A 22102-nucleotide genomic window follows, 5' to 3' on the forward strand; every position below is an offset into this window, starting at 1 on the left:
GTGCCCGGCATCAACCCCAACGTCGAGCTCGTCCACACCATGAGAAAAACAACGCCGCGCGTACCCCTGCGCGCCGCCGCCGTCCTGGTGCCAGCCCTGCCGCTCGCGGGCTGCACGTCGCGCGGCGCACCGTCGTACGTCCTGTTCGGCGCGTATTTCCCGCTCTGGCTCGTCAGCGCGATCGTCGGCATCGTCGGCGCGATCGTCGCGCACCGCGTGTTCGTCGCGACCGGCTGGGCCGCCACGGTGCCCTACCAGCTCGCCGTCTGCACCGCGATCGGGCTCGTGGTCGCCGTGATCGTATGGCTCACCGGCACGGGGCCGTTTGCATGAAGGCCGCCGGCATCACCCGCCCGTCCACGAAAGGCCGCGTGATCGCGCTGGCGATCGTCGCGCTCGGCATCGCCGCGCTCGCGTACGCGTACCACCGCACATCGGCCTACCCGTCCACCGACGACGCGTCGATCGACGCGGACCTCGTCCACGTCGCGTCGCCCGTCGGCGGCCGCATCGTGCGGCTCGCCGTGCACGAGAACCAGCGTGTCGCGAAAGGCGACCTGCTGTATGAAATCGATCCGGTGCCGTACCGGCTGACGGTCGCGCAGGCGCAGGCCGATGTCGAGCTCGCGCGCGCATCGCTCGACACGCGCCGCCGGTCGCTGATCGGCGAGCATTCGAACGCGGCGGTCGCCGTCGAGCAGGTCAAGCGCGCGACGCAGAATTACGATCTCGCGACGCGCGACGTGAACCGCCTCGCGCCGCTCGCCGCACAGGGCTACGTGAGCGCGCAGCAGTTCGACCAGGCGAAGGTGCGGCAGCGCGATGCGGCCGTGTCGCTCGCGCAGGCCAAGGAACAGCAGCGATCGTCCGCGCAGACGATCGGCGACGATGCCGACGCGATCGCGACGCTCCATGCGCGCGAAGCCGCACTCGCCCGCGCGCAGCACGCGCTCGACGATACGGTCGTGCGCGCGCCGCACGACGGGCTCGTGACGGGGCTGACCGTGCTCGCCGGCGAAACCCTCGCGCCGAACCAGTCGATCTTCACGCTGATCGACGCAAGCGAATGGTTCGCGGTCGGCAATTTCCGCGAGACGTCGCTGAATCGTATCGCGGTCGGCGATTGCGCGACCGTCTATTCGATGATCGACCGCAGCCGCGCGCTGACGGGCAAGGTCATCGGCATCGGCGCCGGCATCGCGGACAGCGATCGCATCAACCTGCCGCGCGCGCTGCCGATCGTGCAGCGGTCGGTGAACTGGGTGCATGTCGCGCAGCGCTTCCCCGTGCGCGTGAAGCTCGACGAACCCGACGGCAAGCTCGTGCGTGTCGGCGCGAGCGCGATCGTCGAGGTCCGGCATGGCTCAGCCTGCCGCTGACGTCCGCGCGCCGGGCCCGCGCGAAGTCCTGCGACTGCTCGCGCCGTTTCCGGGGCGCACGTCGATCGCCGTGCGGGTCGCACTGATCTGCGCGCTGACCGTGCTCGTGACGAGCGCGTACGGTACGCCCGAAGCCGCGCTGTCCGCCTACGTCGTGTTCTTCATGATCCGCGCCGACCGCGTGACGAGCATCGTGCTCGCGGCGGCGCTCCTGCTGATCGTCACGATCGTGATCGGGCTCGTGCTCGGCATCGCGATCTTCAGCATCGACTATTCGATCCTGCGGGTCGCGTGCATGGCCGTGCTGTCGGTCGGGCTGCTGTACCTGACGTCGGCCAGCAAGCTGCGCCCCGTGGGCGCGATCCTCGCGATGATCGTCGGCTTCGGGCTCGACCAGCTCGGCCTCGCACCGTTCGGCGAAGCCGCGACCCGCGCGCTGCTCTATATCTGGCTGACGATCGCGATTCCGGTCGGCGTCGCGATCGTCGTCAACCTGCTGATCGCGCCGTCGCCGCGCCGGCTCGCGCTCGCGCAGATCGCCAAGCGCCTGCGGCTCGCCGCGCGGCGGCTGCGCGGCGAAGACGACGACGACGACGCGCGCGCAGCATTCGACGCCAGCCTGCGCGAAGGCGACAAGCAGTTGCTGACATGGCTCAAGCTGTCGAAACTCGAAGGCTCGTCGAGCGCCGCCGACGTTGCGGCACTGCGCCAGGCGATTGCGTCGAGCACGGCGCTGATGGTCGGCGTCGCGCTGGCCGATCGCGAACCCGACGCACGGCTGCCCGACGCGTTCGCCGCACCGATCGCGGCCACGCTCGACGAGATGGCGGCCATTCTCGAGCGCGGCGGCTATCCGGTCGACGTGACGCTCGCACTGCCGCCGGTCGATCCACTGCCGCCGCTCGCGCGCGTCGCCGCGACCGATCTCCATGCGGCGATCACGCGCTTCGCGGAACCGGGCGCGACGGCCGATCCGACTGCAGCCGCGCCGACACCGCGCGGCGGCTTCTTCCTGCCGGATGCGCGCAGCAATCCCGATCACATCCGCTATGCGCTGAAGACGACCGCCGCGGCCATCTTCTGCTATCTGCTGTATTCGCAGCTCGACTGGTCGGGCATCCATACGTGCGTCGTCACCTGCTACATCGTGTCGCTCGGCTCGACCGCCGAGACGGTCGAGAAGCTCACGCTGCGGATCGTCGGCTGCATCGTCGGTGCGCTGCTCGGCACCGCGGCGCTCGTGTTCGTCGTTCCGGCGCTCTCGTCGGTCGGTGAGTTGATGGCGCTGGTGTTCGCCGGCGCGTGGCTGTCCGCGTGGGTCGCGTTCGGCTCGCCGCGCATCGGGTACGCGGGCTTCCAGATCGCATTCGCGTTTTTCCTGTGCGTGATCCAGGGCGCCGGCCCCGGCTTCGACCTGACGATCGCGCGCGATCGCACGATCGGCATCCTGCTCGGCAACGTCGTCGTGTATCTCGTATTCACGCGCATCTGGCCCGTCAGCATCGGCAAGCAGATCGACGTCGCGCTCGCCGCGCTGCTCGAGCAGTGGCGCCGCGTCGTGCAGATCGCGCAGCCGGCCGAACGCCGCACGCTCGCCGCCGAAGCCTTCGCGCGCCACGGCGCGATCGCGCAGGAGCTCGGCCTCGTCCACTACGAACCGTCGTGGGTACGCCCCGCCGCCACGTGGCTCGCCACCCGGCGCCGCGCACTCGCGGAACTCGGCGCGCTCGAAGGCCCGCTGTTCCTGCTCGCCGAGCGCGCGCCGGGCGACGCGGCGATCGGCGCACGGCTCGCGCGCGTGGTCGCGCTGCGTGACGGCGACCCGGCTGCCGACACCGCTGCGCCGGCGCCGCCGTCGACAGCAAGCGCGGCGACCATGCCGGCCCCGCCCCCGGCCGCCACGCCCGCCGACCCTGCACGCGACGCGCTGCTGAACCTGATCGACACGCGGCTCGCGCACATCGCCGACGCCGCGCGTCAAGCCACCCCGAAGGAGCCTGCCCCTCATGCGCGTCCCTGAACCGCCGGCCGCGTCGATCGCCGCCGCCGCGCTCGCGACTGCCGTCGCGCTGGCCGGTTGCGCAACGTCGTCGATCGATCTGGCGCCGGACGCACCCGATCGCCCGTGGCAGCCGCAAACGTCGGCCGCGGGCGACATCGTGCCGGCCCCGCCGCTCGCGTCCGCGCAACGCGCACCGCACGACTACACGCTGCCGGCCTCGCCCGCGCTCGCATCGGTGTCGCCGCCCGCCGCGCTCGATACCGCGCATCCGTATACGCTGCCCGAGCTGATCGATCTCGCCGAATCGACGAACCCGCTGACCCGCATCGCGTGGAACGACGCGCGCAACGCGGCGCTCGCGGTCGGCATCGCGAAGGCCGCGTACCTGCCGAATTTGTCCGCGACCGCGATGGGCGCGTACCAGACGAGCCACGGCTCGACATCCACGATCCTCGGCGACGCGTCGAGCAACACGACCGCGCACGGCACGATCTCGGCGCTGTCGCTGCAATGGCTGCTGTTCGATTTCGGCGGCCGTACGGCGCGCGTCGAGGCGGCCGAGCAGGCGTCGGTCGCGTCGAACGTCGCGTTCACGGCCGTGCATCAGCAGGTGATCCACGACGTGACGGTCGCGTACTACCGCTACGAAGCCGCCCGCTCGCGCGCGGCCAGCGCGCAGCAAGGCCTGACGAACGCCGATGCGATCCTCGCGGCGTCCCGCGCACGGCTCAAGCAAGGCGTCGGCACCGTCGTCGAACTCGCGCAGTCGACGCAGAACCGCGCACAGGCGAATCTCGCGCTGGTGCAGGCGAACGGCGCGCAAAGCGACAGCTATCTCACACTGGTTTCCGCGCTCGGCATCTCGCCGCTGTCGAAGCCGTCGATCGCCGCGCTGCCGAAGCGGCCGCTGCCGCCCGCGCTCGCTTCGTCGGTCGACGCGATCGTGTCGGATGCGATCGCGCGCCGTCCCGACCTGCAGGGCGCGTATGCGCTGGAGCAGGCCAACCGCGCGAAGATCAAGGCCGCGGAAGCCGCGTTCATGCCGAAGGTCTTCCTGTCCGCGTCGACGTCCTATGCCAGCGGCGGCACGGCCATCACCGCGCTGCCCGCGATCGGCGACCAGGCGCCGACCGTCAACCTGAACGGCAGCCGCTACGGCGGCGGCGTGTTCCTCGGCGTGACGATCCCGCTGTACGACGGCGGCCTGCGCTCGGCGGTGCTGATGCAGGCGCGCAACGATGCGCAGAGCGCGTCCGCGCGCCTCACGCGGACCAAGGAGGAAGCCGTCCGCCAGGTCGTCGCCGCGCAGAATGCGGTGCAGACGAGCCTCGCATCGCACGATGCGGCAAAGGCGCTCGTCGACGCCGCGCAGACGAGCTACGACGCGGCGCTGACCGCGTACCGGAACGGCGTGGGCTCGGTCACCGATGCGACGATCGCGCAAAGCCAGCTGCTCGCGGCCCGCAACGCGGAGGTCGACAGCTACGCCGGCGCGCTGTCGGCCGCCGCCGCGCTCGCGCTCGCGACGGGGACGATCGGGTCGTCGCAGGCACCGTCGCAGTAACCGTCGCGGTAGCGTGCAGTCACCGTCGCAGTGAGGCGCCGGCCGTGCGCGGCCGGCCGCCCAGCCGGTTGACGGGTGCGCGGGCGGCCGACTAGAATGCCGCCCATTCTTTCTTCAGGAACCATCGTGGACAGTTGCAGCACTCCGTTGCGTGCGCCGCTTGCCGCCTGAACGCCTGTCCGACGCAGTTCTCCTGCCGCGGCTCGCGTTCCGCGAGCCCGCACGCCTCCCGTTTCACACTGAATGACGCATTCGCGCGGTACAGTGCCGCGCGATGACGGCCATCGTGCCGCGTTCGGCATCGCGCCGACGCGACGCGGGCCGGCATGCGCTCATTGCACGGCAGGACACTCATGACTCTCGATTTCGCACTCCGTCTTTTCGTCGCGTTCGCCTGCGGCGTCGCGATCGGCCTCGAACGCCAGATGCGGCAACGCACGGCGGGCCTGCGCACGATCACGCTCGTCGCGAGCGGCGCGTGCCTGTTCGTCACGCTCGGCGTGCTGACCGGCAACGGCGTGGCCGGCGTCACGCAGATCGCTGCCTACGTCGTGTCGGGCGTCGGCTTTCTCGGCGGCGGCGTGATCATGCGCGACAAGGGTTCGATCCAGGGCATCAACACGGCCGCGACGCTGTGGTGCTCGGCCGCCGTCGGCGTGCTGGCCGGCTCCGGCCACTTCGTGCCGGCGCTGGCCGGCACGGGCGTCGTGCTGCTCACCAACACGGTGCTGCGCGGCGTCAGCCAGGCGATCAACGCGACCCCCGTGTCGAATGCCGATCTCGTGCGCGAATACCAGATCACCGTGATCTGCCTCACCGCGGACGAAGTGCACATCCGCACGCTGCTGTCGAATTCGATGTATGCGAAACCGCTGTCGTTCCAGAGCCTGACCAGCGAGGACGTGCCCGAGCAGCCGGACCGGCTGAAGGTGACCGCGACGCTGAAGCTGCATCCGAAGGATCAGCAGAAGCTCGAGCAGATCGCGAGCCGGATGAGCATGGAGAAGAGCATTTCCAGCGTGAGCTGGACCGCGAAGGAAGCGGAACCGCTGATGGAGTGAGCGGCAGCAGCCGTTCATGCGATCCGGCGGCAGGACTGCCCTGCCGCCGGTGCCGCGTCAGGGCGTGTCGATGAGTCCCGCCCCGATCGCCTTGACGACCGCCTGGACCTTGTTCGTCGCGCCGAGCTTCTCGAGGATGTTGTTCACGTGGAAATTGACCGTGCGCTCCGAGATGCTGAGGATCTGGCCGATCTCGCACGCGGTCTTGCCTTCGGCCGTCCAGCGCAGCACCTCGCGCTCGCGTGCGGTCAGCGTGACGCTCGACTCCGGCGACAGCTTCGGCAGCATGAAGCGGCTCATCAGCGAATGCGACAGGTTCGCGAGCCAGTTTGTCTGCAGCGTCAGCATGTTGATCTCGGCTGGCGTGAGCCGGTCCGCATGACGGGCGATGCTCAGCAGCCCGAACGCGCCGCGCGCCGCCCAGCTCGACTGCGCAACGCCCACCGACAGCCCGTAGTCGCGCGCGTCCTGCCACAACGGGCACGGGTCGATCCGGTCGACGTCCGGCCACACGATCATGTTGGTGCTCATCGCGCCGTCGCGAACCGTCGAATCGATCTCGATGTAGTTCTGCGCCTGGTAGCGCGCCATCCAGCCGTCCGGATAGGTATTGAAGATCGCGACGGCCGGCTTCGATACGGGCAGCGGCACGCGAATGCCGTAACAGCAATATTCGAAGCCGAGGCGTTTAGAATAGGCAGCGATCCGCTGGAAGAGCTGCTGCTCGTCTTCCGCGGCACTGAATTGTTGGTAGGCATCCTGCCAGCGTAATTCCATTATTTCTCCGACAACGTCACGCTGTCATACCTGTCAGGTGCCAGCGCCGGTTCGGGGCTGATACATTCCGCGCATGACTTCACCTTTGTTGCACCCGGTCCGCGGCCCGTCTCCGGACGGCTACGTACGGCTGTCCGAAAACGCACTGGCCGCGCTCGCGCTCGACCATGTCGCCAGCGACCTCGATGCATCGCTGCTCGCGGAACTGCGCGACAGCGCCATCGACGCGCGCCTGGCCGGCTATACCGAATGGCACCGCCCGGCCAGTGCCGGCGTCGCATACCTGACGGTCGGCTGGGACTGGTATCTCGAACGTGCAACCGGCACGTTCGTGATCGCGGGCGGCGACGTCCGCAGCAACATCATGGCCGTGGACGCCAACGGCGCCGACCTCGGCATGTTCCGCACCGCCGCCGCGCTCGCCGCACGGCTGGCAGGCATTGACTGGCCCGCCGCCGTCGCATCGGCGCTGCTCGGCCGCAATGACACCTATCATGCCGGTCCCACGCTCCAGTGACAATCTGCCACGCTTTCCTCTGACATTTCCTCAAGACTGGCGCTCTTTATAAGCAAAAGCCGCCCGTATTTCAATCCCGCCGATCAAGAAACCGTTACCACCGGTCAAATCGCGCCGGCGCACGTCTACCTGTAAGAGTTACCAGTTACCGCCTCCTCGGGACGCGCGCTGTAATGCGTGCATACAAAGATCAATCCGAGGACACCATGCGAACCTTCGTTCACGAGGAAGGGCGGTTGCCGCACGAACTTGCAGCGGATTTAGGGCGCTATCGGCGCCGTGTATTCGTCGAACAGCTCGGTTGGGCGCTTCCGTCGGCGAACGAGAGTTTCGAGCGCGATCAGTTCGATCGCGACGATACCGTCTACGTGTTCGCGAGAAACGCCGGCGGCGACGTGTGCGGATGTGCGCGCCTGTTGCCGACCACCCGCCCGTATCTGCTGAAGTCGCTGTTCGCCGACCTGGTCGCCGAAGACGTCCCGCTGCCGCAATCGGCTGCCGTCTGGGAGCTGTCGCGGTTCGCGGCGACCGGCGACGAAGGCGGTCCGGGCAATGCCGAGTGGGCCGTCCGCCCGATGCTCGCCGCGGTCGTCGAATGCGCGGCGCAGTTGGGCGCGCGGCAGCTGATCGGCGTGACGTTCGCGAGCATGGAGCGGCTGTTCCGCCGGATCGGCGTGCACGCGCACCGGGCAGGGCCGCCGAAGCAGGTGGACGGTCGTCTGGTTGTCGCGTGCTGGATCGACATCGATCCGCAAACGTTTGCTGCACTTGGAATCGAGCCGGGACGGGCCGCCCGGCAAGCCATCGCCGCCTGAGCCGGAACGCGCGTAGTCCGGCCGCGGCATCGTAACGAAGGAGAACCACCTTGGACCAGTCTCAGGTCTTTCGCGCGATGATGCCCGGCTTGACGGGTGCCGGCGGCGCCCGCATCGCAGTCGCCTACCCGTCGTTTCCGCGGCCGCTGCCGCTCGTGCGGCTCGATCGCCGCGGCCTCGTGTTCCGGGCGGCCGGCGCTGCGCCACTCGTCTGCGGGCTGCCGCGCGCGGCAACGCTGCTGGTCGCCGACGAGCCGCTTTGCTCGCTGCGCCTCGTGATTCGCGACATCGCCGCTGTCGGCGACGGTCGGCACGACCTCACGATGCAGCCGTCGGGTGCCGCCGGCGACGAACTGCTGTGGCACGCGCTACGCGAGCGCGAACCGTACCGCCAGATCGGGCAGCCGCTCGCGCCCGTCGACGCGGCGATCGCACCGATCGGCGAGCCGCAGGCTGCGGGCGACACCGCGCAGCGTCCGTCGCGCAGCGCGGCGTTCCGTCTGCGCAGCCACAGCGATGCGCTGTTCTTCGCCGACTGGCTCGAATATCACTTCGACGAGCTGCGCGCGCTGTCGCAGCGGCACGGGCCGCAACTGCAGCTCAACCAGTTGCAGCGGCAGGTCGCCGACGACGAAGTAGGCGTGCGCTTCCTCTACGACATCGACGGACACGCGACGCGGCATGCGCTGACCGACTGCGCGCGCGAGGCCTGCGCGTGGATCGAGATGGAAATGCGCGACAAGTACGCGATGCCGGTTGCGCAGGAGCGGTTTGGCGCATTCGCCGCGCACGCGCGGGCTGGCAACATGTGAGAGTGACGGGGGCCCGCGGATACGCGTCGATCGGTGGGTTGAACGGCAAATGTGCCGGGCAGGACATGGCGGAATGCCGTATCGCGGGAAGAGCCGCGATACGCAGTGCTCTGCTCTTGCCGGGAAAACAGTTCGCGCTGCGTTGCACAATTACAACTAGGGCTTGCCATCCCTCGGGTTTTCCCTTAAAGTTGCATCTGTCTCCTCCATGTCTCCAAACATGGATTCAGCCCGCTCCTAGGAGCGGGCTTTTTCTTGCCTGCGTGGTTTAGCGGGGACATATCAAAATTCCGTGCTTGCGGCACATTCACCGTGGGCCCTGCGGCTTATTATCGGCGAACCGTTACGCACCGCCGACGTCGTCATGCACGCCCATCTGCGCATCGCCCGCCCTGTCGCCGATCTCGCCCGAACCGAGCGCATGTACCGCGACGCGTTCGAATTGTCGGTACGCGCTTCGCCGATCACGACGGCTTCTCCGGCGCCATGCTCGGACGCGAAGGGCTCGACTACCGCTTCGAGTTCACGCACTGCCCGGCGCATCCGGTCGCACCCTCGCCCACGCCCGAAGACCTGATCGTCTTCTATCTGCCCGACCACGGTGCCGGGGAAGCCGCATGCGCACGCGCAGCCGCGCACGGCTTCATGCGCGTGGCGTCGTTCAATCCGTATTGGGATGCCTGCGGACAGACATTCGAGGACCCCGATGGCTACCGGATCGTCCTGCAGAACGCGGAATGGCGTTGACGGGCAGGCACGCCCGAACCGTTACGCGCTGAGATCGGCGGCGGGGCGAACAGTCATCGCGTGCGCGACAAACAACATGGGCCGTCGCAACGGATGCCCTTGCGGCAACGCAGGATGTGCGTCGGATTGTGCTTCGAAGCGTGCGATGGTTGCCCGTGCATCGGCCGGCAACCGACATCGGCCACGCGCGAGCCATGCGGTCACGGCGGGATCTGCACGCATCGCCCCAGCGCGCCTGCATCGTCCGGGCGCCGGCGACGCAACGTCAAACGTTCGGTTTCGATCTGCGATGGCGCGGTCAACCGAGATCGGGATGTAGAGGGAGCACGGGATGCGTCAGGCCGCGCCCGCGATTGCGATAGCGCAGTAACGAGCCCGAACGCAAAGCGAAGGAGTGACGCAATCGCGATCGTCGCGTGAACCGGCAACAAGCGTCGACGGCCGCCAGCACCGACGACGAGAATTGAATGCAGCGGGACGCATCGCCCCGCCCTGCGCTCGCCCAATGCGCGCGGCGCCCGTTCGGGCACCCGCGCGTCGAACGCGCTTACTCGTTCTCTTCGAAGTAATGCCCGAACTTCGCCTGCTTGGTCCGGATATAACGCTCGTTTTCCTCGCGCATCGGCACCGCGAGCGCCACGCGTTCGCAGACGGGAATGCCGTGCTTCACGAGCGTGTCGAACTTCTTCGGGTTGTTGCTCATCAGGCGCACCGACGTCACGCCGAGGATCCGCAGGATCGCGGCGGCCGAATCATATTCGCGGGCGTCGTCGGGCAGGCCGAGGTCGAGATTGGCCTCGACGGTATCGCGCCCCTGCTCCTGCAGCGCATATGCGCGGATCTTGTTGCTCAGGCCGATGCCCCGCCCTTCGTGGCCGCGCAGATACAGCAGCACGCCGCGGTCTTCCGCCGCGATGTAGCGCAGCGCGAGATCGAGCTGCTCGCCGCAATCGCAGCGGTAGGAGCCGAACACGTCGCCAGTCAGGCACTCGGAATGCAGCCGCGCCAGCACGGACTGCTCGCCGGTAACGTCACCCATCACGAGCGCGAGATGTTCGGCATCGCTGCCCGATACGCGGAAAGCGTACGACGTGAACGTACCGTAGCGCGTGGGCAGCGACGCGGTGGCGACGAGCGTCACGCACTCGTCGGCCTGGCCATTGCCCGGCGTGGGCGATTGGGGACGCGAAGACATCATGAATTGAGTCGAAACGATCAGGAATGTAGGAGTTGTGTGGATAGTGCGTGACCGGAGTTTACCGCTAATCTGGAAACGTCACGCGACTGCCTCGGTCGGCCCGGCTATACTGGGCCCATCGGGTGCCGCGCATCACGCCCTGCCTTCCCTGCATCGTCCCGCACACGGAGAAAGCAAATGAGCACGACTGTCGCGCAAATTCTCAAGGCCAAGCCGGATTCCGGCCGCACGATCTACACCGTCACGAAAACCGATTTCGTCTACGACGCCATCAAGCTGATGGCCGAAAAGGGAATCGGCGCACTGCTGGTCGTTGAAGGTGACGACATCGCCGGCATCGTTACCGAGCGCGACTACGCGCGCAAGGTCGTGCTGCAGGACCGTTCGTCGAAAGCCACCCGCGTCGAGGAAATCATGACGGCCAAGGTGCGCTACGTCGAACCGTCGCAATCCACCGACGAGTGCATGGCGCTGATGACCGAACACCGGATGCGCCACCTGCCCGTTCTGGACGGCGGCAAGCTGATCGGCCTGATCTCGATCGGCGACCTGGTGAAGAGCGTGATTGCCGACCAGCAATTCACGATCAGCCAGCTGGAACACTATATCCACGGCACCCCGTCGGTCACGTCCGTCTGATCCACTCCAGCGAAAAAGGCCCAAACGCGCGAGCGTCTGGGCGGGAAAGCCGCCGGAGTGCGGCGACGGAGGTTCTGTTCTGCTGACGCGGACGCGCGCTAGCGGCGCGCATCCCGTCGGTCATATGCTGTGCTCGGGCAGACCCGGGATATTCAGTTGCCGAAGTAGACGGAGTTCACGGGATTCGGGGCTTCACGCGTGACGCGGCGGCCCGACTGACCTGCGCTCATCGCCACCGCACCGTAGCCGCTCGTATCGGCTTGGGCGAGCATCGGCTGGCTCGGCTGAATCCGTTGTTCCGCGGCCTGGATGTCCTGCGGATATTGCGAATCGCTCGCGACCGGCTTGTAGCCGTTCTGTTCGAGTTGCACGAGATCGGCCCGGACCTGCTCACGGGTCAACCCCTGCTCGGACTGTGCGAACGATGCGATCGGGGCGGCAAGGACGGATGCAGCGATCGCTGCGTAGATGATCGACTTCATGATGGACCTCCGAAATATGTTCTCTTTTGGCGTCGCTCCCGGCAGGACTGTCTGAAGCGATGGAAACAAGTGTAGTGCTCGCGATACCAAGGGGAAACCCTTGGTTTGAACATACAGCGTTGCGTTTTTGGAAAAAATCCATCGATGTCGCGTCACTGCATCGCCATCACTTAAAGCATTTCCACAACAATGCCTGACGGAAGGCCGACAGCCTAATCGCCGATCCGGAAGGTTGTGTTGTAGAATCGTAAGGCTTTATTCATCCGTCGGTACCCTATCCACCATGCACGCGCCCACGCCTCTTTCGGTTTTGCCGTCCGGCCCCGCCGGCGTGTGCATGCGCGCCGGTCAGCCGGCGCCCACCTGCGTTCGACGCACGGCCCAGGCACCGCTCGCCCCTGCCCGGCGCCTGATCTGACGGCACGGTCTCCTCCCGGAGCCAGGTCAGACAGGCTCCGGGCGATCCTCATAGGCATGCCACGCCTGCCCCCGCCGATCATTTGGAGAACTGCCATGAAACAACGCCTTTACCAGCTGAGCGAAGTCGACGTCGCTCGCCTCGAGAAACACGCTGAACACAACCCGCGCTTCCAGGCGATGCTCGACACGCTGCTCGAGCGCGCCGACATCGTCCAGCCCGACGCCATCAAGGCGAACGTCGTCACAATGAACTCGCAGATCACGCTGCTCGACGAAGCGTCCCAGGAACAGGCCACCTGGACGATTGTTTATCCGGATGCCGCCAATCTCGAGCTCGGGCGCCTGAACGTGTTTTCGCCGGTCGGCATGGCGCTGCTGGGTACGCAACGCGGTCAACTGGTGAAGGTGCTGCAGCCGAGCGGCGCCGAAAAGCTGATGAAGGTTGCAGCGATCGTGTTCCAGCCGGAAGCCAACGGCGAATACACGCGCTGACGCCGCTGCGGGCCGGCAGCGTACCTCGGCCATCTCAAACAAAAAGCGAGGCCCTGAGCCTCGTTTTTTTGCGTCCGGACGAGACGCACCGTCGTCGCGACCTTTATCGCCGTATTCGACAGGCGAAAAAAAGGCGCCCGAAGGCGCCTTTTCGATACTGTGAAGCGGGTTACCCCGCTTGTCACGCTTAGAAGCGGTGACGCAGACCAACCGTTGCTGCGGTTTGGTTGATCGACGAGCTCGGCAGGTTGTTGCTGAAGCTGTCGCCGTTGTAGATCGATGCGCCAATGCCGTTCTTCGCTGCACGCTGGTACACAGCTTGTGCGTAGACGTCCGTGCGCTTCGACAGCGAGTAGTCAGCTTGCAGGCCGAACTGGTTCCAGTGCGTGCTGCCGTTGTTGATCTTCGCGTTCGTGTACGTGTAAGCAGCACCCAGGCCGAGAGCCGGCGTCAGGTTGTACTTTGCGTTGACTTCGTAGTTGTCGGTGCGCAGCGTGCCCAGACCAACTGCGTTGTTGTCGAGACGTGCTTGCGTCCATGCAGCGCCGACTTGTGCCGGGCCGAATGCGTAACCAGCAGCAGCACCGTACGTGCGGACGCGGCCTTGGCTAGCAACGCCACCGATTGCCGACGACGTCGCGCCGTTTGCGTTCGTACCGTCACCCAGGTTCGCTTGCGAGTATGCACCCGCCAGCTTCAGGCCTTGGAACTGGTATGCAACGCCTGCGCTGTACGCACGGTTGTTACCGAAGTTCGTGTTGTTCGAGAACGAGTACGTGCCGCCGAATTGCAGGCCAGCGTAGTTCGCGCTCGTGAACTTGATGGTGTTGTTCGCTGCGACGTCACCGGTCGTGCTCAGACGGTCGAGGTTCAGCGGGTGCGCGAAGTACGTGCCGCCCCACGAGCCCGTTGCCGTCAGCGGCGCCAGGTAGTCTTGCGTTGCGTCATACTGCTTACCCAGCGTGACCGTGCCGTACTGGCTCGACAGACCGACAAATGCTTGACGGTTGAACATGCCGCCGTTGTTGCCCAGCTTGCCGTTACCGATGCCGAAGCCGCTTTCCAACGTGAAGATTGCCTTCAGGCCGCCACCCAGGTCTTCCGAGCCACGCAGGCCGAAACGGCTCTGGTCAATGCCCGAACCCATCGCCCAACGCGACTTGCCAGCTTGGCCGAGTGCCGGCTGGACGTTGCTCGTGTAGGTGATGCCTGCGTCCAGCACGCCGTACAGCGTGACGCTGCTTTGCGCGTGAGCGACGGTAGCGAACGATGCTGCAGCTGCTGCAACGATCAGAGTCTTGTTCATTCGTGGAGCTCCCTTCTAAAAAGAGGCAGGTCTCGCGACCTTGTTCATAAACGGTCTGCAACCGCCCGGGAGCGCCATCGGTCCTGCTGGCGGCGCCCGGATAGTTGCCCGTTTGGGAACCGTGAGTTTAGGGGTGTACCCTAGGGGCGCGATCTGCAAATAAAGAAATAAGCTTTTCCAGAACTAGAAATAATGAAAGTGGGGACGAGTTATAAGTATTTGTTTTGACGTCTTTTTTTGACTTCTTGACGACGGTTTTTTGGCCCCTTCTATCCCACCATTCCTTCGTGTCAGCGTCTTGACGGTTGCATAGAAACAACAAGCGGAATCCGCAAATCGCCTGAAATCGGTAACTTTTACGTAAATAAATCTCAAATACCGGGCCGCGCCGCCTAAAAACCAAGCGTCCAAACGGTAAACACCCCTCCGCGCGGCCATTGCTGGTGCCTGCGCCGTCGGCACCGGGCTGCAACGGGAGGTCCGCCCGCTCCATCGGGCGACCGACGGGCCCTCGTGACATGCAGTAACAGCCTTAACGGCCTGCGTAACCCGGCCACGAGACCGGGAGGCTAATGTACGGCAGACCCGATTACATATAAGAGGACCCGCGATGAATCGACGCTCGCTGTTGCGCGCCATCGGACTGACCGCCGCCGTCGCAGCCACCGGCGGCTGGCTGCGTACCGCCTCGGCCCAGCCCGCACCGCCGGGATACCGGCCGCCCGGACCGAACCACGGCCCTGGCAGGCCGCCTTATCCCGATCGTCCGCGCTTCGCGCCGCCGACACCGCGGCACGATCGCCGTCCGCCACCGCCCCGGCCGCACGGCTATGTCTGGACCGACGGCTACTGGCGCTGGCAGCGCGGCCACTATATATGGGTGTCCGGCCGCTGGGTCGCGCGGCGCCCGGGGCGTCGGTGGGTGCCCGGCTACTGGCGGCGCCAGGGGCCGGTGTGGATCTACGTCGACGGCACGTGGCGGTAGGAGGTTGCCCGCGCCGACCTTTCGGTCGGGGCAGCGCCGTACGGCGGACGGCCCGGCGGCGGTCGACGATAGAAAGACGGCGCGCCTCCGTGCGAGGCAGCTAATCGGCGCCCGAATCGGCCCCGGACCGCAGCCAATCTCAGCTGCCCCGCTCACGGCGGATCGCTCGCCTCAAGCCGCGATCGTCCCGTGCTGTTCCTCGCATCCGACGAATCCGCGTACTGCACGGGCTCGGAATTCATCGTCGACGGCGGGATGCTCGCGGGCAGCACGTTTCACTGATCCGCACCGCAGCCGACATGCGACGCGGTGCTCAGTGCCCATTCGGCTGGATCACCGGGGCGCCGACACCGCGCGCCACTTGCTTGCCACGGCGCACGACGAAGCCGCCGCGCGGGCCGTACACGGCTTCCGCTTCCGAATACACCATCAGGATCACGAAATACACCAGCCCGACGAACGCCGGCAGCAGTACGCCGGCCGCGCCCAAAGGCGACGTCCTGCGTAGGGATAAGGGAAGCATGATGCCTCGCGACGGGTTAAACTGCCGCGCGGCATAAAAGTTGAAGTTAACTTCAAGTCAAGCTTTCCCGGAGGGCGCATGGGCATCGACGAAACTCCGCAATGGCCGCTGATGTCGATCCGCGAAGTGGCCGCGCGCAGCGGCGTGCCGGCGTCGACGCTGCGCTTCTACGAGACGCGCGGGCTGATCAAGTCGCACCGCAACGGCTCGAGCCATCGCCACTATTCGCGTGCGGTGCTGCGGCTGATCGCATTCATCGTGTTCGCGCAGAAGATCGGCTATTCACTCGACGAGATCGCCGAGCAGCTCGTGAGCCTGCCGGAAGACACCGCGCCGACCAACAAGGACTGGCAGCGGCTGTCACGCGGCTGGAAGCAGCGCGTCGCGAACCGGATCGAGGAACTGCAGCGGCTCTACATCAACCTCGACGAATGCATCGGCTGCGGCTGCCTGTCGCTGAAGCGCTGCAAGTTGACCAATCCCGAGGATCGCGCGGGGCGCAACGGCCCCGGCGCGCGGCGCTGGCTCGGCGATACGCCGCCCGATCTCGACTGACGCACGCGGCCGGCGCGATGCGCGGCGCCGCGCCGCCTTTGCGCGTCACCCGACGCGCCAGCCGCCGTTCACCGCGATCGTCGCGCCGGTGACGAACGACGCGCGCGGCCCGGCGAGCCACGCGACCGCGTCCGCGATGTCTTCCGGATGGCCGGCGCGGCCGACCGGCGTCTGCTCGCGGATCGTCGTCGCGATAGCCGGTGCGACGCCGGCATCGCCGAACAAGCGCGTATCGGCGATATAGCCGGGCGCGACCGTATTGACCGTGACGCCGCGCGGCCCGAGCTCGCGCGCCAGCGCTGCGGTGAACCCTTCGACCCCCGCCTTCGCCGCCGCATACGCGAGGCCGCCCGGTAGCAGGCTGCCGGCGCGCGCCGCGATCGACCCGATGTTCACGATCCGCGCCGCGCGCTCGGCCAGGTGCGGCAGCACGGCCAGCGTCGTGATGAACGTGCTTTTGAGATTCGCGGCGAGGACGGCATCCCATACGGTTTCGGCGTCGCCCGCTTCGGTGTCCGCGCCCACCCGCCCCGTCTGCCCCGCGTTGTTGACCAGCGCGTCGATGCGCGGCCACCGCGCGACGATCGCCGCGACCGCCGACGCCGCGTCGCGCCGCACGCTCAAGTCGGCCGCCTGCCCGATCGCCGCGTTGCCGAGTCGGGCGACGGCCGCTTCCAGCCGCCCCGCGTCGCGCCCGACGATCGCGACGCGATACCCGTCCTCCACCAGCCGGCGCGCGATCGCGAAGCCGATTCCGCTCGACCCGCCCGTGACGATCGCGGTACGTTGCCGTTCGCTGCCTGTCATGACCTGCCCTCCTTGCCTCGGTGTTGACGATTGATGACATTGGCAGTCTGGACAATGCACGGCGATAGGTAAAATACGAATTAGATGACCGTCTGATACGCGAAAGGTATCGTAATGATCGATTTGCGCCAGTTCCGGCAATTCATTGCCGTCGCCGAAACGCTCAGCTTCCGGCGCGCCGCCGAGCGCCTGCACATGGCGCAGCCGCCGCTCAGCGCGGCCATCCGCAAGCTCGAGGAAGAGCTGGGCGTCGCACTGTTCGAACGCGACAACCGCGGCGCGACGCTCACGCCGGCCGGCGATGCCTTCCTGCTCGAAGCGCGCCGCGCGCTCGAGCAGGCCGAGCGCGCGGTGGCCGTGGCGCGACGCGCCGGCGCCGGCCTGGGCGGCACGCTGCGGCTGCGGTTCGTCGACAGCACGGTCAACGCACTGCTGCCGCTGATCCTCCGCGCGTTCCAGGAACGGCATCCGGACGTCGATTTCCAGCTGGAAGAAGGCACGACCGCCGAGCAGGTGCTCGCGCTGCGGCAGGACCGCACGGATGTCGGCCTCGTCGTGCTGCCGGTGGCCGATGCCGGCGACGTGTACGTCGAGCCGCTGCTGCGCGACCGGATGGTCGCCGCACTGCCCGACGGCCACCGGCTCGCGCGCCGCCGCCGCATCACGCTGGCCGAGCTGGCGGGCGAACCGTGGGTGCTGTTTGCCGCGCATCACGGGCCCGGCATGCATGCGCGGATCGTGACGGCGTGCGCGCAGGCCGGCTTCGCGCCGCGGGTGGTCCAGCAGCCGCGTCAGATGCAGACGACCGCCGGACTCGTCGCGGGCGGCATCGGTGTCGCGCTGATGCCGCGCCTGTTCGTGCCGATGCAGCCGCAAGGCATTACGTTCTGCGAACTGACGGGCGCGGGCAGCCCGCTCGCGTACGAACTGGCGATCGCGTACCGGACGCCGTCGCCGCTCGTCGACGCGCTGCGCGACACCGCGCGGCACGCGGTTGGCACGCTGGGGCTGGTGGCTGCGACGTGATCGCGCGCGTCGCGCGCACGGCGCTCAGTCGAGCAGGAAGTTGAGCGCGACGTCGAGCACGGCCTGCCGGAACGCATCCTGCCGCGTGGGCAACGACGTGAACTCGAGAATCAGGTGGCTATACGACACCGTCGTGCCGACCGCGCTCGCGATCATGAAGAACAGCACATCCGGATCGACCGGGCGGATCGCGCCGGCGTCGACAGCTTCCGCCATCAGCGGAAACATCGCGTCGTGATACGGCCGCACGAGCCGCTCCCGCAGCCGATCGAGCCGCGCGCCCTCCTCGGTCGCTGCCGTCGAGAAGAACATGCCGATGTCCGGCTCGTCGAATTCGTGATCGACGCACAGCTCGATCGCGCGCCGCATGCGCTCGCGATGCGGCAATGACGACGTGCGCAGCGCACGCAACGCATCGAACATCGGCTGGGCCAGCTCGGCGATCTGCTCGACGACCGCCAGCCACAGCGTTTCCTTCGTGCCGAAATGATGGGCGATCAGCGCCGCGTCGATGCCCAGCTCGCGCGCGACCTCACGCACGCTCGTCGCATCGTAGCCGCGCTTCGCGAACGTGCGGCGCGCGGCTCGCAATATCACGTCCGGACCGACGGACGCGTCCGCCAGTGGCCGCCCGCGCGTACGCCGCTTCGATGGCGCGCACTCAGTGACTTCAGCCACGTTTTCCTGCTCCTGTTGATTGATTCGAATGCCCGTGTTCGTGCCCCGATTTCGCGTCGCCGGAGCCGGCCCGCCGCCCCGCTCCGTTGACACGCGAAGCCGGGAAGCGCTAGGATCATACCTTATTCATCACATGATGATTTATCCATGACAACCCTTACTCGCCCTGCCCGCATCGTCATCGTCGGCGGCGGAATCGCCGGCTTGCAGCTCGCGACCCGCCTCGGTGAACGCCTCGGCCGTAGCGGGCGCGCGCAGGTCACCGTCGTCGACCGCAGCCCGACCCACGTGTGGAAGCCAATGCTGCACACGATCGCGGCCGGCACACGCGACGTGCAGCAACAGCAGGTGATCTTCCTCGCCCACGCGCGCGACCACGGCTACACGTACCAGCCCGGCGAACTGAAGGGGCTCGATCGCGCGCGCCGCCGCGTGCAGCTCGCCGAGATCCGCTCGCCGGAAGGCGAACTCCTGGTCGACGCGCGCGAGCTCGAATACGACGTGCTGATCCTCGCGCTCGGCAGTCAGGCCAACGATTTCGGCGTGCCGGGCGTGCGCGAGCACTGCTACTTCATCGACAGCCAGCAGCAGGCCGAGACCTTCAACGAAGCGCTGCGGATGCGCGTGTTCCGCAGCATCGCGCGCGACGAGCCGTTTCGCGTCGCGATCGTCGGTGCCGGTGCGACGGGCGTGGAGCTGGCAGCGGAGCTGAGCCGGCTGCTGGAAATCGCGCAGGCGTATGGCGATGAGACCGTGCGCGAGCGGCTGCAGCTGACGCTGCTCGAAAGCGGCCCGCGCATCCTCGCCGCGTTTCCGCCGAGGATTTCCGCGTCCGCGCAGCGCCGGCTCGAACAGATCGGCATTCACGTGCTGACGTCGACGCGCGTCACGTCGGCCGATGCGAACGGCTTCCACTATGGAGACGGTTCGTTTGCCGAAGCGGATTTGATGGTGTGGGCGGCCGGCGTGAAGGCGTCCGATTTCATGCAGGCGCTGGGCGGGCTCGATACGAACCGTGCGAACCAGATCATGGTCGGGCCCACGTTGCAGGCCACGGCCGACGAACACGTGTTCGCGATCGGCGATTGCGCGAGCCTGCAACCCGATGGCCATGAGCGGCCGCTGCCGCCGACCGCGCAGGTCGCGACCCAGCAGGCCGAGCATCTCGCGAAACACCTGCCCGCATGGCTCGACGGCAAGCCGTTGCCGCCGTTCGCGTTCCACGATTTCGGCGCGCTCGTGTCGATCAGCGACTACGACGCATTCGGCACGCTCGGGCAATTCGGGTTCTTCCGCGGCGGCTTCATCCAGGGGCGTTTCGCCCAGTTCAGCCATCTGATGCTGTACCGGCGGCACCAGCAGGCGCTGCACGGATTCTCCAAGGCGACGCTGCTGTGGATCGCCGAACGGATCAACGGCTGCGTGCAGCCGCGCATCCGCCTGTCTTGACACATTGCGTAACGTTTCGAGGAAAGCAGACATGAGCAACAGTGCAGCCGCCTGGCTCAGGACCGTCGCCGCGATCGGCAGCTTCGACATGCCGTCCGTCTCATGGGCCGCGCCGCGCCGGCGCAGCGTCACGCGCGACCGCTTGCCGTCGTGGGATGCGACGAGCCAGCCGACCATCAGCGTGCTCGAGCGGCCCACCGCCGACACCGTGATGATTTCGTGGCGCGACGCGTGCACCGGCCACTACGGTTACCAGAAGTGGCGGCTGTTCACGACGCGCAAGCGCGGCGTCTGCGCGCTGTCGGGGCGGCCGATCGCGCCCGGCGACAGCGTCTATGCGCCGCAACTGCTCGGCTCGGCGCCGGGCAACGCCGCCGCGATGGTGCTGGCGGCGTCCCTCGACGAGGCGTACGCCGCTTAAGCGGACGTCGCCCGACCGGCGCCATAGGCCGGATCGCCGTTCTGCCGTTCCAGTTCCGCGTCGAGATGCGCGGCATGCGCCTTCGCTTCGGACTCCGACATCAACTCGCCTTCCCACTTCGCGACCACCGCGCTGGCGATCGAATTGCCCACCGCATTGGTGGCCGAGCGCCCCATGTCGAGGAACGTGTCGACGCCGAGAATCAGCAGCAGCCCCGCTTCCGGAATGTCGAACTGGTGCAACGTCGCCGCGATCACGACGAGCGATGCGCGCGGCACGCCAGCCATCCCCTTCGATGTCAGCATCAGCACCAGCAGCATCGTGATCTGCGTGCCGAGCGACAGATGGATGTTGTACGCCTGCGCGATGAACAGAGACGCGAACGTGCAGTACATCATCGAACCGTCGAGGTTGAACGAATAGCCCATCGGCATCACGAAGCTCGAGATCTTGCGCCGCACGCCGAATCGGTCGAGCGCGTCGAGGATCTTCGGGTACGCGGCTTCGGAGCTGGCAGTCGCGAACGACAGCATGAACGCTTCCTTGATCAGCGCCAGCAGCTTGAACACACGACGGCCGAGGAACAGCAGGCCGGCGGCCACGAGCGTGCTCCACAGCAGGAACAGGCTCACGTAGAAGTCGCCCATGAACACCGCGAACTTCAGCAGGATCGACAGCCCGTTGATCGCGACGGTCGACGCCATCGCGGCCAGCACCGCGAGCGGCGCGAGCTTCATCACGTAGCCGGTGATCTTCAGCATCACGTGCGCCAGTTGGTCGATCGCGGCGACGAGAATCTTGCCGCGCTCGCCGAGCGCCGACAGCGCGACGCCGAAGAACATCGAGAACACGACGATCTGCAGGATCTCGTTGTTCGCCATCGCCTCGGCGATCGACTTCGGCACCATGTGACTGACGAAATCCTTCAGCGTGAACTTGGACGTCGCAAGATGCGCGGATGCGCCAACATCCGGCAGCGGCAGGCCGAGGTTTTCTCCGGGGCGCAGCAGGTTCGCCATCAGCAGCCCGAGCAGCAGCGAAATCAGCGATGCGGTGACGAACCAGCCGAACGCCTTCACGAACACACGCCCCACCGACGATGCGTCGCCCATGTGCGCGATGCCGACGACCAGCGTCGAAAACACCAGCGGGCCGATCACCATCTTGATCAGCCGCAGGAACACGTCGGACACGAGCGAGATGTAGCCGGCGATTTCCGTCGCGGACTGCTTGTCCGGAAACTGCGTATAGATCATGTAGCCGATGAAGATGCCGGCCGCCATTGCGAGCAGGATCCAGACTGCCGCGGACATTCGTTTGTTCATAACGGTACTCGACGCACGGTGCAGGAATGGAAGAAAACGCCGCACCGGTGCCGTGCCACGGTGCGCGTTGCGGGCCGGTCATGCGCCCTGTCGCTGCTCCGGCGCTCGCGCGATGGCGAACG

Annotated in this window: 24 protein-coding genes; 16 read left to right on the forward strand and 8 right to left on the reverse strand. The window is 67.0% G+C overall.

All coding sequences use genetic code 11. The annotated features are described in order from the left end of the window. Nucleotides 1-39 precede the first annotated feature (39 nt). From BAMB_RS20610 to BAMB_RS20630, 5 genes are all read left to right on the forward strand, one after another. Complete coding sequence (locus BAMB_RS20610; RefSeq protein WP_041491666.1) at nt 40-333, forward strand: hypothetical protein; 294 nt, start codon at nt 40-42, stop codon at nt 331-333. Continuing rightward, nucleotides 330-1379: a multidrug transporter subunit MdtN gene (mdtN, locus tag BAMB_RS20615; protein WP_011659105.1), complete on the forward strand. Its 1050-nt coding sequence runs from the start codon at nt 330-332 to the stop codon at nt 1377-1379. The genes BAMB_RS20610 and mdtN overlap by 4 nt, the downstream gene beginning before the upstream one ends. Beyond that, nucleotides 1360-3399 (forward strand): FUSC family protein, encoded by a 2040-nt coding sequence (locus BAMB_RS20620; RefSeq protein ID WP_011659106.1) that lies wholly within the window; start codon nt 1360-1362, stop codon nt 3397-3399. The genes mdtN and BAMB_RS20620 overlap by 20 nt, the downstream gene beginning before the upstream one ends. After that, entirely contained in the window at nt 3386-4945 is a 1560-nt protein-coding gene (locus BAMB_RS20625; RefSeq protein WP_011659107.1) for a TolC family protein, read from the forward strand. Before BAMB_RS20620 ends, BAMB_RS20625 begins: the two co-directional genes overlap by 14 nt. Nucleotides 4946-5298: 353 nt before the next feature. Further along, complete coding sequence (locus BAMB_RS20630) at nt 5299-6006, forward strand: MgtC/SapB family protein (protein ID WP_011659108.1); 708 nt, start codon at nt 5299-5301, stop codon at nt 6004-6006. Nucleotides 6007-6063: 57 nt separating this feature from the next. Here BAMB_RS20630 and BAMB_RS20635 read toward each other — a convergent pair whose 3' ends face one another. Beyond that, a complete protein-coding gene (locus BAMB_RS20635; RefSeq protein WP_011659109.1) occupies nt 6064-6783 on the reverse strand; it encodes an autoinducer binding domain-containing protein in 720 nt (239 codons plus the stop codon). A 73-nt stretch (nt 6784-6856) separates the two neighbouring features. Here BAMB_RS20635 and BAMB_RS20640 point away from each other — a divergent pair, with 73 nt between their 5' ends. From BAMB_RS20640 to BAMB_RS20655, 4 genes are all read left to right on the forward strand, one after another. Next, nucleotides 6857-7300, forward strand: coding sequence for a DUF4902 domain-containing protein (locus BAMB_RS20640; protein WP_011659110.1), 444 nt, complete (start codon nt 6857-6859; stop codon nt 7298-7300). Nucleotides 7301-7506: 206 nt separating this feature from the next. Beyond that, nucleotides 7507-8115 (forward strand): acyl-homoserine-lactone synthase, encoded by a 609-nt coding sequence (locus tag BAMB_RS20645; protein WP_041491492.1) that lies wholly within the window; start codon nt 7507-7509, stop codon nt 8113-8115. A gap of 50 nt (nt 8116-8165) precedes the next feature. Next, nucleotides 8166-8927 (forward strand): hypothetical protein, encoded by a 762-nt coding sequence (locus BAMB_RS20650; protein ID WP_175783431.1) that lies wholly within the window; start codon nt 8166-8168, stop codon nt 8925-8927. A gap of 486 nt (nt 8928-9413) precedes the next feature. Further along, on the forward strand, nt 9414-9674 hold the full coding sequence (locus tag BAMB_RS20655) for a VOC family protein (protein ID WP_227739309.1): 261 nt from the start codon (nt 9414-9416) through the stop codon (nt 9672-9674). Nucleotides 9675-10221: 547 nt separating this feature from the next. On the opposite strand, the gene ribA is transcribed toward BAMB_RS20655, so the two are convergent. Continuing rightward, nucleotides 10222-10872 (reverse strand): GTP cyclohydrolase II, encoded by a 651-nt coding sequence (gene ribA, locus BAMB_RS20660; protein ID WP_011659115.1) that lies wholly within the window; start codon nt 10870-10872, stop codon nt 10222-10224. 177 nt (nt 10873-11049) lie between these two features. Here ribA and BAMB_RS20665 point away from each other — a divergent pair, with 177 nt between their 5' ends. Then, a complete protein-coding gene (locus BAMB_RS20665) occupies nt 11050-11511 on the forward strand; it encodes a CBS domain-containing protein (protein WP_011659116.1) in 462 nt (153 codons plus the stop codon). 152 nt (nt 11512-11663) lie between these two features. Here the strand turns inward: BAMB_RS20665 and BAMB_RS20670 are convergent, their stop codons facing one another. After that, on the reverse strand, nt 11664-11993 hold the full coding sequence (locus tag BAMB_RS20670) for a DUF4148 domain-containing protein (RefSeq protein ID WP_006752578.1): 330 nt from the start codon (nt 11991-11993) through the stop codon (nt 11664-11666). 513 nt (nt 11994-12506) lie between these two features. On the opposite strand from BAMB_RS20670, the gene BAMB_RS20675 reads away from it, so the two are divergent. Next, complete coding sequence (locus tag BAMB_RS20675; RefSeq protein WP_006752579.1) at nt 12507-12905, forward strand: GreA/GreB family elongation factor; 399 nt, start codon at nt 12507-12509, stop codon at nt 12903-12905. 187 nt (nt 12906-13092) lie between these two features. Here the strand turns inward: BAMB_RS20675 and BAMB_RS20680 are convergent, their stop codons facing one another. Further along, nucleotides 13093-14211 (reverse strand): porin, encoded by a 1119-nt coding sequence (locus BAMB_RS20680; protein ID WP_011659117.1) that lies wholly within the window; start codon nt 14209-14211, stop codon nt 13093-13095. 610 nt (nt 14212-14821) lie between these two features. On the opposite strand from BAMB_RS20680, the gene BAMB_RS20685 reads away from it, so the two are divergent. Next, nucleotides 14822-15196 carry a YXWGXW repeat-containing protein gene (locus tag BAMB_RS20685; RefSeq protein ID WP_011659118.1) on the forward strand — a complete coding sequence of 125 codons (375 nt, stop codon included), beginning with the start codon at nt 14822-14824 and terminating at the stop codon, nt 15194-15196. A gap of 313 nt (nt 15197-15509) precedes the next feature. Here the strand turns inward: BAMB_RS20685 and BAMB_RS35430 are convergent, their stop codons facing one another. Further along, entirely contained in the window at nt 15510-15719 is a 210-nt protein-coding gene (locus BAMB_RS35430; RefSeq protein WP_011659120.1) for a hypothetical protein, read from the reverse strand. 78 nt (nt 15720-15797) lie between these two features. On the opposite strand from BAMB_RS35430, the gene soxR reads away from it, so the two are divergent. Then, nucleotides 15798-16274 (forward strand): redox-sensitive transcriptional activator SoxR, encoded by a 477-nt coding sequence (soxR, locus tag BAMB_RS20690; RefSeq protein ID WP_011659121.1) that lies wholly within the window; start codon nt 15798-15800, stop codon nt 16272-16274. Nucleotides 16275-16319: 45 nt separating this feature from the next. Here the strand turns inward: soxR and BAMB_RS20695 are convergent, their stop codons facing one another. Next, entirely contained in the window at nt 16320-17081 is a 762-nt protein-coding gene (locus tag BAMB_RS20695; RefSeq protein WP_011659122.1) for an SDR family NAD(P)-dependent oxidoreductase, read from the reverse strand. A 114-nt stretch (nt 17082-17195) separates the two neighbouring features. Between BAMB_RS20695 and BAMB_RS20700 the strand changes: the two genes are divergently transcribed. Next, complete coding sequence (locus BAMB_RS20700) at nt 17196-18107, forward strand: LysR family transcriptional regulator (RefSeq protein ID WP_011659123.1); 912 nt, start codon at nt 17196-17198, stop codon at nt 18105-18107. Between the two features lie 24 nt (nt 18108-18131). Here BAMB_RS20700 and BAMB_RS20705 read toward each other — a convergent pair whose 3' ends face one another. After that, nucleotides 18132-18785, reverse strand: a complete 654-nt coding sequence (locus BAMB_RS20705; RefSeq protein ID WP_011659124.1) for a TetR/AcrR family transcriptional regulator — start codon at nt 18783-18785, stop codon at nt 18132-18134. Between the two features lie 147 nt (nt 18786-18932). On the opposite strand from BAMB_RS20705, the gene BAMB_RS20710 reads away from it, so the two are divergent. After that, nucleotides 18933-20234 carry an NAD(P)/FAD-dependent oxidoreductase gene (locus BAMB_RS20710; RefSeq protein WP_011659125.1) on the forward strand — a complete coding sequence of 434 codons (1302 nt, stop codon included), beginning with the start codon at nt 18933-18935 and terminating at the stop codon, nt 20232-20234. 31 nt (nt 20235-20265) lie between these two features. Beyond that, nucleotides 20266-20655 (forward strand): DUF3331 domain-containing protein, encoded by a 390-nt coding sequence (locus tag BAMB_RS20715; protein ID WP_011659126.1) that lies wholly within the window; start codon nt 20266-20268, stop codon nt 20653-20655. Here BAMB_RS20715 and BAMB_RS20720 read toward each other — a convergent pair. Then, a complete protein-coding gene (locus BAMB_RS20720; RefSeq protein WP_011659127.1) occupies nt 20652-21980 on the reverse strand; it encodes a dicarboxylate/amino acid:cation symporter in 1329 nt (442 codons plus the stop codon). The two genes, BAMB_RS20715 and BAMB_RS20720, sit on opposite strands and share 4 nt — an antisense overlap. Between the last annotated feature and the right edge of the window lie 122 nt (nt 21981-22102).

It is taken from the genome of Burkholderia ambifaria AMMD, assembly GCF_000203915.1.
Classification (GTDB): Bacteria; Pseudomonadota; Gammaproteobacteria; order Burkholderiales; family Burkholderiaceae; genus Burkholderia; species Burkholderia ambifaria.

Excerpts from the sequence above, each read along its gene's own strand:
- BAMB_RS20720 (WP_011659127.1), bottom strand. The coding sequence starts at position 21,980 with ATGAACAAACGAATGTCCGCGGCAGTCTGGATCCTGCTCGCAATGGCG.
- BAMB_RS20710 (WP_011659125.1), top strand. The coding sequence starts at position 18,933 with ATGACAACCCTTACTCGCCCTGCCCGCATCGTCATCGTCGGCGGCGGA.
- soxR (WP_011659121.1), top strand. The coding sequence starts at position 15,798 with ATGGGCATCGACGAAACTCCGCAATGGCCGCTGATGTCGATCCGCGAA.
- mdtN (WP_011659105.1), top strand. The coding sequence starts at position 330 with ATGAAGGCCGCCGGCATCACCCGCCCGTCCACGAAAGGCCGCGTGATC.
- BAMB_RS20695 (WP_011659122.1), bottom strand. The coding sequence starts at position 17,081 with ATGACAGGCAGCGAACGGCAACGTACCGCGATCGTCACGGGCGGGTCG.
- BAMB_RS20700 (WP_011659123.1), top strand. The coding sequence starts at position 17,196 with ATGATCGATTTGCGCCAGTTCCGGCAATTCATTGCCGTCGCCGAAACG.
- BAMB_RS20665 (WP_011659116.1), top strand. The coding sequence starts at position 11,050 with ATGAGCACGACTGTCGCGCAAATTCTCAAGGCCAAGCCGGATTCCGGC.
- BAMB_RS20620 (WP_011659106.1), top strand. The coding sequence starts at position 1,360 with ATGGCTCAGCCTGCCGCTGACGTCCGCGCGCCGGGCCCGCGCGAAGTC.
- BAMB_RS20655 (WP_227739309.1), top strand. The coding sequence starts at position 9,414 with ATGCTCGGACGCGAAGGGCTCGACTACCGCTTCGAGTTCACGCACTGC.
- BAMB_RS35430 (WP_011659120.1), bottom strand. The coding sequence starts at position 15,719 with ATGCTTCCCTTATCCCTACGCAGGACGTCGCCTTTGGGCGCGGCCGGC.
- BAMB_RS20645 (WP_041491492.1), top strand. The coding sequence starts at position 7,507 with ATGCGAACCTTCGTTCACGAGGAAGGGCGGTTGCCGCACGAACTTGCA.
- BAMB_RS20625 (WP_011659107.1), top strand. The coding sequence starts at position 3,386 with ATGCGCGTCCCTGAACCGCCGGCCGCGTCGATCGCCGCCGCCGCGCTC.
- BAMB_RS20610 (WP_041491666.1), top strand. The coding sequence starts at position 40 with ATGAGAAAAACAACGCCGCGCGTACCCCTGCGCGCCGCCGCCGTCCTG.
- BAMB_RS20670 (WP_006752578.1), bottom strand. The coding sequence starts at position 11,993 with ATGAAGTCGATCATCTACGCAGCGATCGCTGCATCCGTCCTTGCCGCC.
- BAMB_RS20680 (WP_011659117.1), bottom strand. The coding sequence starts at position 14,211 with ATGAACAAGACTCTGATCGTTGCAGCAGCTGCAGCATCGTTCGCTACC.
- BAMB_RS20685 (WP_011659118.1), top strand. The coding sequence starts at position 14,822 with ATGAATCGACGCTCGCTGTTGCGCGCCATCGGACTGACCGCCGCCGTC.
- BAMB_RS20715 (WP_011659126.1), top strand. The coding sequence starts at position 20,266 with ATGAGCAACAGTGCAGCCGCCTGGCTCAGGACCGTCGCCGCGATCGGC.
- ribA (WP_011659115.1), bottom strand. The coding sequence starts at position 10,872 with ATGATGTCTTCGCGTCCCCAATCGCCCACGCCGGGCAATGGCCAGGCC.
- BAMB_RS20675 (WP_006752579.1), top strand. The coding sequence starts at position 12,507 with ATGAAACAACGCCTTTACCAGCTGAGCGAAGTCGACGTCGCTCGCCTC.
- BAMB_RS20635 (WP_011659109.1), bottom strand. The coding sequence starts at position 6,783 with ATGGAATTACGCTGGCAGGATGCCTACCAACAATTCAGTGCCGCGGAA.
- BAMB_RS20640 (WP_011659110.1), top strand. The coding sequence starts at position 6,857 with ATGACTTCACCTTTGTTGCACCCGGTCCGCGGCCCGTCTCCGGACGGC.
- BAMB_RS20630 (WP_011659108.1), top strand. The coding sequence starts at position 5,299 with ATGACTCTCGATTTCGCACTCCGTCTTTTCGTCGCGTTCGCCTGCGGC.